The 12,104-nt window shown below is 50.6% G+C and carries 9 protein-coding genes; all 9 read right to left on the bottom strand.

The genetic code is table 11. The annotated features are described in order from the left end of the window. Positions 1-119: 119 nt before the first annotated feature. Positions 120-749, bottom strand: coding sequence for a flavodoxin family protein (locus ACZ449_RS25740; protein ID WP_464258881.1), 630 nt, complete (start codon positions 747-749; stop codon positions 120-122). An 80-nt stretch (positions 750-829) separates the two neighbouring features. Next, on the bottom strand, positions 830-1,318 hold the full coding sequence (locus tag ACZ449_RS25735) for a nitroreductase family protein (protein ID WP_464261944.1): 489 nt from the start codon (positions 1,316-1,318) through the stop codon (positions 830-832). Positions 1,319-1,551: 233 nt separating this feature from the next. Then, positions 1,552-2,001 (bottom strand): DMT family transporter, encoded by a 450-nt coding sequence (locus ACZ449_RS25730; protein ID WP_464258880.1) that lies wholly within the window; start codon positions 1,999-2,001, stop codon positions 1,552-1,554. Positions 2,002-2,307: 306 nt separating this feature from the next. Next, positions 2,308-2,466, bottom strand: a complete 159-nt coding sequence (locus ACZ449_RS25725) for a hypothetical protein (protein WP_464258879.1) — start codon at positions 2,464-2,466, stop codon at positions 2,308-2,310. Between the two features lie 346 nt (positions 2,467-2,812). Then, positions 2,813-3,256 carry an OmpH/Skp family outer membrane protein gene (locus ACZ449_RS25720; RefSeq protein WP_464258878.1) on the bottom strand — a complete coding sequence of 148 codons (444 nt, stop codon included), beginning with the start codon at positions 3,254-3,256 and terminating at the stop codon, positions 2,813-2,815. Positions 3,257-3,290: 34 nt separating this feature from the next. Next, positions 3,291-3,587: a hypothetical protein gene (locus ACZ449_RS25715; protein WP_464258877.1), complete on the bottom strand. Its 297-nt coding sequence runs from the start codon at positions 3,585-3,587 to the stop codon at positions 3,291-3,293. After that, positions 3,565-9,810: a YDG domain-containing protein gene (locus tag ACZ449_RS25710; RefSeq protein WP_464258876.1), complete on the bottom strand. Its 6,246-nt coding sequence runs from the start codon at positions 9,808-9,810 to the stop codon at positions 3,565-3,567. The genes ACZ449_RS25715 and ACZ449_RS25710 overlap by 23 nt, the downstream gene beginning before the upstream one ends. A gap of 21 nt (positions 9,811-9,831) precedes the next feature. Further along, complete coding sequence (locus ACZ449_RS25705; RefSeq protein WP_464258875.1) at positions 9,832-11,526, bottom strand: ShlB/FhaC/HecB family hemolysin secretion/activation protein; 1,695 nt, start codon at positions 11,524-11,526, stop codon at positions 9,832-9,834. Further along, positions 11,523-11,945, bottom strand: coding sequence for a hypothetical protein (locus ACZ449_RS25700; protein ID WP_464258874.1), 423 nt, complete (start codon positions 11,943-11,945; stop codon positions 11,523-11,525). Before ACZ449_RS25700 ends, ACZ449_RS25705 begins: the two co-directional genes overlap by 4 nt. Positions 11,946-12,104: the final 159 nt, after the last annotated feature.

Genomic DNA, 12,104 nt, shown 5'->3' with positions numbered 1-12,104 from the left:
TCTACATAGCAAGTTACAATTTTGATCAAACTCGTGCTTGCACAACACGGTTTGCTTATGTGCATTTTGGCCGATAGTATTGCCCAATTTATAGTCGTCAGTTACCATCGAATTTTTCACTATCGAATAAAGTTAGTAAGTATTTTATTTTCTCTTTCTGGTTCTTTTATAGTTTGTTTTCCATTTTCAACTAGTTTCATCAGCCAGGCCATGTTTTTCCCAAGCACTCGCATTATTTGTCTTCCTTCTTCATCTTCTAGTGCTTCACCTGGTTTCATCCCATGTATAACATTCCAGTAATTTGTACTTGGCATAAGCATTTCAGCGTAGTTAATATAATTATTTAATTGATTAAACGTAGGGACTCCACCAGATCGCCTAACAGCAACAACAGCCGCTCCTACCTTATGCCGTAAAAAGCCTGTATTGGCAACATAGAATGCTCTATCCAAAAAAGACTTCATAGTTCCGCCGATAGCCGAGTAGTGGACAGGCGAGCCCAATATTATACCATCTGCCATTTTCATTTTCTGTATCCATTCATTTACTTCATCATTGTCAATTATACATTTCTCATTATTATTTTTTACACAGGCATTACATGCACGGCATCCCCCTATTGTTTTATTTCCAACATGAACAATTTCGACTTCTATACCTTCCTTTTCCAGTTCCTCAGCAACCATTTTTATAGCATGATAGGTGTTTCCTTCCTTTTTAGGACTTCCATTAAATGCAACTACTTTCATACCAATTACCTCCTGTATAATTAATTTTTATATGTATATTCGTTCGAGCCTATACACCAACTTTTCAAATCACACTTCTATTAATATTTTTCGTAATGGACTCTGCTTGCATCAAATCTATCTACAAATTTATTATCTGAAGAATACCCAACCGCTAACATAGCAAACGGTTTTACACCTTGGGGTAGCTCAAATAACTCCGTAATATAAGCCATTCTGTCTTCCTCTGGGGCAACACCCATCCAGACTACTCCTAAACCAAGCTCTACTGCTTCAAGTAAAATATTTTCTGTCGCAGCCGCTAGGTCTTGCTGCCAATATTGGGGAACTATCAAGCCGTCTGCCCTAGACAATACAATAATGCCAAGAGCTGCATCTTTCATTGGTGTTGCATACAAATGCGCCTTCGATAATTTTTGCAGTGTCTCATTGTTTTCGACCACTATAAATTCCCAAGGTTGCTGATTCGCCGCCGATGGTGCCTGCATCGCAGCTCTTACTAACTTTTCTATTTTCTCTTTTTCGATAGGTCTCTTATCATACTTCCTAATGCTTCTTCTTCTCTGTATTCCTTCATATAAATTCGTGGGAATCTCTCCTTTCTTTACGGTCTGTAGTTACTGTTTTGTGATTACTGGCATTTGTTTCACTCCTCATCATACGTTACTCAATATTTTTTAATTCCTGTTAATTGGAAAAGCTAACACATCTAAACTTGTGCCTTATATTCCGTGACTCCAAGTCGGTAACTCAACTACAGTATCGTTACAACAAAAATGGGGTGATTTTTTCAGTGTTACAATTAATTGGTTTGTATTAGGTATACACTAACAATAAGTAAGGCTACTCCCATAAGTCTAATTGGAGTAACTATATGAACAGAACTACCTAAGAGACCAAAATGGTCGAAGATAACAGCTAGTATTATTTGTCCTGCGACAACTAGACTAAACATGTTAGCAAACCCTATTTTGGGCGAACAAAAAATTGCTACGAAGATGTAAAATGCTCCGAGTAATCCACCTAACCACATCCAGAAATTCGTCTGGGTAAAAGCATGTAATGTTGGCACAGATTGTATTCCATAATAAACGGCTATGATATAGGCAATTGCCAATCCAAGGGTACCTACAAAGAAACTGATAAATGAAGTTAGTACAGGACTTCCAACATTGGATAGCAATTTTCCGTTAATTCCCACCTGAGTTGTTAATGCTGCTCCTGAAATTAATGATAATAAATAATAAAACATATTTTCTCCTCTCCTACCTTCATTCTTAATAATAGATAGTAGTACAACAAATGACAAGTAGGCACTTTAAAGTACTATAGTATCCATTTAAATACTAAATATATCTATTACCAAATTTTTATAATAATAATAAATTGGTTAAGGTTAGAAGAGATTGAGTAGTATGCCCAATAAATTAATACCATATTATCGGCGGAAAGTAGAGTACGTCCCCTTGCTTCTTCCAAATAAACAAGCTTTTCATAGTAACATCAGGGGATAGAAAATATAAAAAGACGGCCATAAAAGCCGTCCATGGAGATTGATCTATTTAAAAGCTTTACCGTTTATAGCCGTAGCCACCACCGCTTTGTTGTTATTGCGGCGTTTTTCTACGTTTGATAACTCACACGCGAACTCAAGGTCCATTGGGCTCCTCTCATTACGGCACTGTTCGTTATTTTCACAACGGTTTTCGTTTTTCATAGAATCACCTCCAGCAATATTTTGCCCATATGAAGAAACAAGATAACTGGTAATTAAATATAACTTAGGTTAATACACCTATGTAGATCAAGATCATAAAGTAGATTGATAAGTTATTTCTTTCGTGGGAGGTATTATACCATGTTCTTTAGTTGTGATTGTGATTCTCTCATTCCGGAGCGTGATTGGACTTGGCTTATATTAGTCATCGTTGTACTTTTGTTAAGAATCTTTTGCTGTTCGGATTGTACTTCTGACTATTAGTCACTCGCGCTGAAATGGAAAGAGTGATTAACCCCCCCACCCATAATTCAGCCCCTGGCGTGTGCAGCTCTCTATTCTTTGCCTACTTGCCATTAATCTTCTTAAATACTTCCTCGGTTATATCCTGCCCACCTAGCGCCACGGTGTTTTTGTGTAAGACTATTCCAAGCCCCTTAGTCTCGGCCACTGCTTTCATAGCGGCGTTGATGCTCTCGGTTATCGGCTTTAAAAGCTCCTGCCGTTTCTGTTCTACCCGCTGGCCGAGTTGCCGGTCAAGTTCCAGCTTTTCCTTATCACTCCAACCGGCTGCTTTGGCGTCAAATTCCTTTTTAACAGCCTCTTGCTCGGCTTTCAGAGCCTCGTTGGCTTTCGGTGTATCAGGATGATTATTGATAAGATACAGGTAGTCGACTACGCCGACCGGCAAAGCTGCCTGCGCCGCTTCGACCTTCGCCGTGCCGGACGCCAGCGCGATGAACAAAGCCATCAGTACGGCTGCAAAAAAAGTTTTCTTTTGTGTGAACATGATCATTTCCTCTTTCCCGCCGTCTGGCGAAACATTAGGCTTTTCCGGACTGGCTATCCTCCCTTTTTTCCGTCAGGTCGAAACCGCCCTCTGGTGTCGGATCGGTCTTTCTCAGCACCCCGTCCTCAATTAGCTGCTTGATTATGTTGTCCTGCACCGCCAGTGACTGCACAAAGCCCTCCAGCGGCATGATAATTCGATTGCTGATATCGACTACCGGCTGGCCAGTGTCGCTTTTCAGATGCGGCTGCACCGTCATCAGGTCAATGCGAACAAGATTGCCGGTAACGTGAACGGCGCTGATTCCATCAGCGAAGATTTCCTTGTTCATCGCTAAACACTCCTTTAGTTATCGTTTGCTCGGAATTGCTCAAAAGGGTTAGCGGTACATAACCGTCGGTGTTAACACCCGGCGGCACAATTCTAAACGTTATCGAGCCATAGTTATTGCCGATCAAATAGCCGGCATCCGGAGTAAATCGGTAGACGAACAGCCCGTTGGCGGATTGAATGGCACTAGTAACCGCAGCGATATAGGGGGCTGTTTCTGGTGTTGGTGTTGGTGTTGGTGTTGGTGTCGGCGTCGGCGTCGGTGTCGGCGTCGGCGTCGGTGTTGGTGTTGGCGTCGGCGTCGGTGTCGGTGTTGGTGTTGGTGTTGGCGTCGGTGTCGGTGTTGGCGTTGGCGTCGGTGTTGGCGTTGGCGTTGGCTGGTTGATGGTCAATGTGCCATTGACATAGCTGATGCTATAGTTAGAGGAGATTATTCCTCCCGGTGTAATAGCGTAGGTCCCCGCATTTGTCGCTCCCTGGGCTGTGCCGCTGTAGGTGAGAGTACCTCCTAACACCGCGGCCATTTCGCCGTTGACAAACCCGCTGTAGGTCACGCCGTTGCCGCCGCTGTAGGCCAAACCGTCATATTCCTTACTGTAGGAATTGGCAGTAATGGTAAGTGACGCCGGATTGACGACGCTGGCCATGTTGCTGACGGTAGTACTTGTCAGCTTGTAGTTGCCTGCGCTGGCGCCGGTCAGGGTCAAGCCGCTCACCGTGACTGTTTTGCCGGTGCCGGCGTTCGCATCGTTGTAGCTGCCGGTGGCTGCGCCCACTTGCACTGCGTCGCTGCCGTAAATCGTGCCGCTGATGCTGTAATTGCTGCTATTCAGGGAAACGTCGGCCATCCCGTTATAGTTTTTCGTCACCGCATTCAACGTAGCCGCCAACTCGGCCTGGTTGATGACGCTGGCGTTGTTGCTGGCGCTGGTGCTTGTCAGCTTGTAGTTGCCGACGTTCGCACCGGTCAAAGTTAATTCACTGACTGTGACCGTTTTGCCGATACCTGCATTCGGATCGTTGTAGCTGCCGGTGGACGTCGTGACCAATTGCACCGCATCGGTACCGTAAACCGTGCCGTTGAGGCTGTAATTACTGCTATTCAGGGAAATGTCGGCCGTCCCGTTATAGTTTTTCGTCACCGCATTTAGCACTGCTGTCAGTTCTGCCTGGTTGATGACGCTGGCGTTGTTGCTGGCGCTGGTGCTTGTCAGCTTGTAATTACCAGCGCCCGCTCCGGTCAGGGTTAGGCCACTGACTGTGACTGTTTTGCCGGTGCCGGCGTTCGCATCGTTGTAGCTGCCGGTGGCTGCGCCCACTTGCACTGCGTCGCTGCCGTAAATCGTGCCGCTGATGCTGTAATTGCTGCTATTCAGGGAAACGTCGGCCATCGCGTTATAGGTTTTCGTCACCGCATTCAACGTAGCCGCCAACTCGGCCTGGTTGATGACGCTGGCGTTGTTGCTGGCGCTGGTGCTTGTCAACTTGTAGTTGCCGGTGTTCGTGCCGGTCAAAGTTAAGCCACTGACTGTGACCGTTTTGCCGATACCTGCATTCGGATCGTTGTAGCTGCCGGTGGACGTCGTGACCAATTGCACCGCGTCGGTACCGTAAACTGTGCCGTTGAGACTGTAATTACTGCTATTCAGGGAAATGTCGGTCGTCCCGTTATAGGTTTTCGTCACCGCGTTCAGCACTGCTGTCAGTTCTGCCTGGTTAATGACGCTGACGTTGTTGTTGGCGCTGGTGCTTGTCAGCTTGTAGTTGGCGGCGTCTGCTCCGGTCAGAGTTAGGCCATTGACTGTGACTGTTTTGCCAGTACCTGCATTCGGATCGTTGTAGCTGCCGGTGGACGTCGTGACCAATTGCACCGCGTCGGTACCGTAAACTGTGCCGTTGAGACTGTAATTACTGCTATTCAGGGAAATGTCGGCCGTCCCGTTATAGGTTTTCGTCACCGCGTTCAGCACCGCTGTCAGTTCTGCCTGGTTAATGACGCTGACGTTGTTGTTGGCGCTGGTGCTTGTCAGCTTGTAGTTGGCGGCGTCTGCTCCGGTCAGGGTTAGGCCATTGACTGTGACTGTTTTGCCGGTACCTGCATTCGGATCGTTGTAGCTGCCGGTGGCTGCGACCACTTGCACCGCATCGGTGCCGTAGACCGGGCCGCTGAGGCTGTAATTGCTGCTATTAAGGGAAACGTCGGCCATCCCGTTATAGTTTTTCGTCACCGCATTTAGCACTGCTGTCAGTTCGGCCTGGTTGATGACGCTGGCGTTATTGTTGGTGCTGGTGCTTGTCAGCTTGTAATTACCAGCACCCGCTCCGGTCAGGGTTAGGCCACTGACTGTGACTGTTTTGCCGGTACCTGCATTCGGATCGTTGTAGCTACTGGTGGCTGCGACCACTTGTACCGCGTCGGCACCGTAGATCGTGCCACTGAGACTATAATTGCCACTATTCAGGGAAACGTCAGCCATCCCGTTATAGTTTTTCGTCACCGCGTTTAGCACCGCTGTCAGTTCGGCCTGGTTGATGACGCTGGCGTTGTTGCTGGCGCTGGTGCTTGTCAGCTTGTAGTTGCCGACGTTCGCACCGGTCAAAGTTAAGCCGCTGACTGTGACTGTTTTGCCGGTACCTGCATTCGGATCGTTGTAGCTGCCGGTGGACGCGGCCACTTGCACCGCGTCAGTGCCGTAGACCGGGCCGCTGAGGCTGTAATTGCTGCTATTCAGAGAAACGCCGGCCATCCCGTTATAGGTTTTCGTCACCGCGTTCAGCACTGCTGTCAGTTCTGCCTGGTTAATGACGCTGACGTTGTTGCTGGCGCTGGTGCTTGTCAGCTTGTAGTTGGCGGCGTCTGCTCCGGTCAGGGTTAGGCCGCTGACTGTGACCGTTTTGCCGATACCTGCATTCGGATCGTTGTAGCTGCCAGTGGCTGCGGCCACTTGCACCGCATCGGTGCCGTAGACCGTGCCGCTGACGCTGTAATTGCTGCTATTAAGGGAAACGTCGGCCATCCCGTTATAGGTTTTCGTCACCGCGTTTAGCACTGCTGTCAGTTCTGCCGGATCAATTGTCAGTTTGCTAGTTGTTTCATATTTGATGTCGTGGCCCTGTTGATCGGAATACAGGCCAGTAAGGGTATAAGTGCCGACGTTGGCGTTGCTGCCATAGGACAGGGTGCCGAGCACATGGCTGGGGGCGGTGCCGGTTGTACCGACCGCAGTCGTGTAGGTAACCCCAGTGACGCTGGCAACAGATCCATTATAGGTCGTCACGGCACTGTCGGCCGACACGCTCAGCGGCGTGAGAAAGTTTCTTAGCAACGGAAGGGTCTGCCCCTCGTAGATGCGCCAAGTGCGGCTAGTGCCGCCCTCAAACGCCAGATCCCAGCCGTTGTAGCTGGACGCTGCATAGCGGTTGGTGAGCCCGAGTCCGGTGACGGTGACGCCAGCGCCGTCTTTCGTGCCGGAGTAGATGGCTGTACCTGTCCCCGCCTTGTCGATATCCCAGTAGCAGTTGGTGATGGTGCCGTTATTATACCCCACTATCGAGCTGATCCAGGCATAGCCGCCGCTCGTATCGGTTAACTTGCCAGCGTAGTAGCAGTCCTTGATGCTCCCTAGGTTACTTGCCACCAGCCCAACTACATTTCCGCTGCCGCTGCCCTGCACATTGCTTGTGCTGTAACAGTCGGTAATGGTGCTAGCCGCTATGGTCGTCGCTACCAGCCCGCCTACAGTATTCTGGCCGCCTGTGGTAATATTGCTACTCACCGTACCTGAACTATAGCTGCCGGTGAGTTTGCCTCTGTTAATCCCTACCAGCCCGGCAACATAATCGGTACCGCTCGCGTTCTTAGCGGTCACCGTGGCGCTGCTGTAACAGCCGCTGATCGTCGTAATATTCCCGCTGAAGCCTGTCATCCAGTCGCTGTCCCCCACCAATCCACCGATCCAGCAGTTGCCGTTGGTACTCGCATCAATCACCGATCCGTTGCTGTAGCAGTTGGTAATGGAGCCATTCCAGCTGAGGACTCCCACCAGTCCGCCGATTTTAGATCTGTAGCCGCTGCTGGTATTGCTCACTGTGCAGGAACTATAGCTGCCCTTCATGCTGCCGGTGAAACTCCCCACAAGTCCGCCGAGTTGACCATCTGAACATGCGCTTTGCACCGTGCCAGCGCTGTGGCAGTTAGTGATGGAGTCATTATTGTAACCAAATCCCACTAGCCCGCCAACAGATCTAGATTGGAAATTTCCGGTCACCGTACCGGTAATGTAGCAGTTGGTAATGGTGCTACCGTTGCTCATTCCCACCAGCCCGCCCACACTCGCATATCCAGCTCCGGAATAAGTGCAGGTGACGTTGGCGTCCACCAGTCCCACGTTTTTAATCATCCCACTGTTAGATTGGGCGAACAGGCCGACAAGCGATGTAGGACTTACGATGGTCAGATTGCTGATAGTGTGGCCAAGGCCGTCGAAGATGCCGGAAAAGATGCCATTGTTGCCGATAGCAGTGGTATAAGTCGTCCCGCCGGCGTTGACGTCGCAGCCCAGAGCGTAGCGTTTCGTCAGGTCTAAAGATGAAGATGAATAATAGGTGGAGTAATTGCTTGCATTGAGAACAATATAGCTATTGCCGCCGATGGTCAGGGTTGGACTTGTCCCCGTCAAATCGACCTTCGCGCCGCTGCCCAGGCTGTAGCTACCGCCGGTGCCGTAGGTCATGACCAGGCCGCCGCTGCCGCTGGCGGAGATGTCGGCGTTGACGTAGATGTTGTTATTGGCGGTCAAGGTCAGAATAGTATTGGCCGTCCAACTGACCGGAGCAGACACCGTGATGTTCCCTGTACCCGTGCCGTCAGTTGCCAATTCGACGTTAGTGCTGGCAAGTTCGCCGGCCAGTTCAGTGTTATTCTTGACGTTGCCGCCGGTCGCCTCGGTACTGATGGTATATTCACCCGGATCCAAAAGCAGGCTGCCGGTCTTGCCCCGGGCCGCCATCGTGTCGGTATGACCCTTATAAAGCAATGTCTTCTTGCCTGACACCTCTACGCTGCCGCCGTCACCGCTCGCGCTGCCGCCCCTGGCGGTGATGGTGCCGGCGAAGTTCGTGGTATCATTGGCCCACACCACGACCTTGCCACCGTTGCCTGAGGTAATCGCGTCAGCACTAACGGTCGTGCCTTTTTCGACCTTGGTATTAGTGGCGGCGTATTCACTGCTGCCGCCCTGCCTGGCTCCGCCGACAAGGGCAGTGCCGCCGCCAGCGTCACCAGATACATCGATATTGGAGCCTATTTTCAAGGCAACATGATCTCCCAGCACTTTGACGCTGCCGCCCGTCTGACCGGCGGCTTTGCCGCTGGCGTCAAGCGTGCCGCTGTTGGTCACGGTGCTGCCTTCGAGGCGGATGGCGCCATTGACGTTATTCACGCTCTGCGCCCTTATTACCCCGCTGTTATTAACTACGGTGGCAAGCAAGGCGTCCTTCGTGCCTGCCGTCATGATCACCGTACCGCCGGAAGCGTTGATCGTGCCGCTATTTGCGGCACTGCCGCCAGCCGCGCCGGTGTCCACGGCGACTTTTAGCAGGTTATCGCCGTTAAAGTCCAGACTGACTTTGTTGCCTGCCGCAAGGCCTATCGCTTTGGCGGCAATTACGCCTTCGTTGGCCACCTTAGGGCCGATGAGCACCGCCTCGTTGGTGGCGGTAATCGTGCCGGCATTGGTCACGCTGCCGGCGCCGCCGTCCTTACTAAAAGTATATTTTCCGGACAAAAAGTCGCTGTCCGTTATATTCAGGGTTGAAGCCACCAGGCCACCCGTGTTGACCTGCGCACCCTTGGCGAACAGTATGCCGTTCGGATTAACGAGATAAACCTTGCCATTGGCGGAAAGTGTACCGTAGATACTGGAGACATCGTTTCCTACTACCCGGTTAAGGGCGACAGAGCTTGTCCCCGGCTGGATGAACTGTACTTTCTCGCCTTTGCCGATTGAGAAGTTCTGCCAGTTGATAATGGCCTTATTCGTTGTCTGATTTACTGTCATGGTCGAGCCGCTGGACGAGATGGCCGCATTACCGTTCGTCACCGTGCCGCCGTTGGGGTTGGCGAAGGCTGGGCTATAAGCGGATAATACCAACAGCCCTGCCGTCACCAAGGGCCGCATCGCTTCGGCCAGGCGTTGCCAGCGCCGTTTCCATTTTCTCTGCATATCGATTCCTCCCTGCGAATCCTAGAAATATTTCACGCCTTGCAGCCATAAGCGGCCGCTCCTATCATCGTCGTCGTCGGCTTGGTCATTGCCGATTTTCCAAGCGTAATCCAGACGAATGGAGTAATCGCTGCCCTTCGTCCACTGCAGTCCCAGACCGGTCCCCATCAGACTGCGACGGTTGTCGCCGCTGCTGTAAGGTTTTTTGTTAACGGTTACACTGCCGTAGTCATAAAATCCGTTGAGGTAAACGTTGTTCTTGCCTGTCGACAGGTGCGGCAGCACCCATCTGAATTCGCCGGTCACTTTGTAGCCTTGGTCGCCGGAGGCTTCCCCTTGGGGATAGGCTCGTACGCCGTCGGCCCCGCCGAGATAGAGTTTTTCCGAAGAGTCGATGTTTTTGTCGGCCAATTGGCCGGTGAAGTTCACGTTGAAGCTAAGGTTTGCCGCAACATACTGCTGGCGCTGGTAGGTCAATACGGTTTTGCTAAAGTCGCCGTTCGTTTGGGCGGTGGAGGCGTCGGTTGCCAACGCCGCGGCGTTATTGAAATTGAGTTTTCCCCAAGAGTAGGTAAGACTAAAGGCGTTGGTGCCACCGCCCAGACAGGTATCGGCAAAATTGCCTGCCAGGCCTAGATTCCACAACTTATTAGTGCGTGGCGAATAGCTGTCATAACCGGCAATGTCATCACGCAGGTGTTTGATGTCATAACCTAGGGTGCCGTAGAGGCTGAAGTAACGGCTCCGGATGAAGGGATAGCTTATATCGTAACTGGTGACAGCCGCCCGGCCGGTGGCCCCGAGGTCGTCGAAGTCTTCGCCTAGGCTATAGCCAACGTGAGAATATTGGACTTCGATTTTGGCACCGTCATGGCCAAGCGGGGCGCTGTAACCGAAGTTATAGTCGTTAATGCCCTGACCTGTGGTCAGTCCGCCCAGAGTGAAAGTATCACCGTTATTGCTGAAATTGTTGACGGTGATCAGCGTACCGTATCTTGTCCGACCGGTATAGTGGTTGCCCCAATTATCAACATAGACCGCACCGCTTGTTTTGGCGGTGTCGGCGGTTTCAAGAATCAGGTCGGCAGTACCGGCGGTTTCGCCGGGAGTAAGAGTGGCGTTTACGCTGATGCCGGAGAGATCGCTGATAAGCAGCAGCGCCCGTTCCAGCGGCCCCTTGGTAATGGTCATGCCGGGTCTGGCGCAAAACAGCATGGCTTTCAGGCGATCAGGCTCAATATGACCGTTACCCTTGACTTTTACCTCACCGTATTTGCCGGGAATAACAGCAATTTCAACAATGCCATCCTTGATATCCTGGGCCGGTATATAGGCTAAAGCGACGAGATAGCCTTGCCTGTGAAGGTGTTGGGTAATCCGGACGGCGAGTTTGTTGAGGTCGCTTAAAGTGATTTCTTGACCGGCTTCTTTTTGGATGAGATTCAGCAATTCACCTTCTGGCAGCGGAAGCTCTCCCCCAAAGCGAAAACCCTTGACCATTATTTTCTGCTGACCGTCAGCACTCACCGGCGGCTCCTGGTCTTCGACGGTAATGCTCGGTGCCTTTTGTATCGGCTGCTGTATCGTCGGCGGTTTGGCGCCTTCTAGGGCACTGCCGCTGTCAGGCCGCGCGGCGTAAACCGGACAAGTTGCCAAGGTTAGTATCGTGAACCCGGTAAGTATCTGTTTTTTATTATGTAATATACAGCCCATCATTTTCTTCCTTCTCCTTTTGGCAATCTATTTTGTGGATATTGAACCAGTCGGTTGGCTTTGTCGCAAGCATCCGAAGTTACTGCTGTGGCAATAATCTTCTTCAGGTCATTTACGGTTTCCGTTTTGTCCTGATGGCAGGAGAAAACGAACGTCATGCTGTTCTCGGCATTTAGCCCGATCAGCAAGACGCCGGGATAATTGGTTATCATGGCAGCGACCATCGCCTGAGAAAATTCCTGCGTATCAAAGAATATGGCCGCTATCTGTTTTTGTTCCAAAACCCGCCGGCTTTCGTCCGGGCCCGGCACGGCAGTAACTTCGAATTCGGCGTCGTTTCGAAGAAGGCAGGCTAACCCTGCCATGCACAGGGATTGTCCGCATAGCAGTACCGCTTGTTTTTCCGCCATGTCCCATTTCATTCCCTTTTATCGCCAAATGTTTTAACATTTATATGATACCGATAATGTTGCTGTCAAGTCTATGTACAAAAGTGCAGAAATAGCCCAATAAAAGTGCATAACCGGTTGCCCAAAAGTGCAAAAAAGTGCAATCCTTGTTTCTAAGGACTGCACTTTCGC

Source organism: Desulfosporomusa polytropa (assembly GCF_055380075.1).
Note: the sequence above shows the minus strand (reverse complement) of the source record. Positions and strands in the feature narration are given on the sequence as shown.

Bases quoted from the DNA above. Each gene is read 5' to 3' on its own strand.
- ACZ449_RS25740 (WP_464258881.1), bottom strand. From the start codon at position 749: ATGAAAGTAGTTGCATTTAATGGAAGTCCTAAAAAGGAAGGAAACACC.
- ACZ449_RS25730 (WP_464258880.1), bottom strand. From the start codon at position 2,001: ATGTTTTATTATTTATTATCATTAATTTCAGGAGCAGCATTAACAACT.
- ACZ449_RS25725 (WP_464258879.1), bottom strand. From the start codon at position 2,466: ATGAAAAACGAAAACCGTTGTGAAAATAACGAACAGTGCCGTAATGAG.
- ACZ449_RS25720 (WP_464258878.1), bottom strand. From the start codon at position 3,256: ATGTTCACACAAAAGAAAACTTTTTTTGCAGCCGTACTGATGGCTTTG.
- ACZ449_RS25715 (WP_464258877.1), bottom strand. From the start codon at position 3,587: ATGAACAAGGAAATCTTCGCTGATGGAATCAGCGCCGTTCACGTTACC.
- ACZ449_RS25710 (WP_464258876.1), bottom strand. From the start codon at position 9,810: ATGCAGAGAAAATGGAAACGGCGCTGGCAACGCCTGGCCGAAGCGATG.
- ACZ449_RS25705 (WP_464258875.1), bottom strand. From the start codon at position 11,526: ATGATGGGCTGTATATTACATAATAAAAAACAGATACTTACCGGGTTC.
- ACZ449_RS25700 (WP_464258874.1), bottom strand. From the start codon at position 11,945: ATGAAATGGGACATGGCGGAAAAACAAGCGGTACTGCTATGCGGACAA.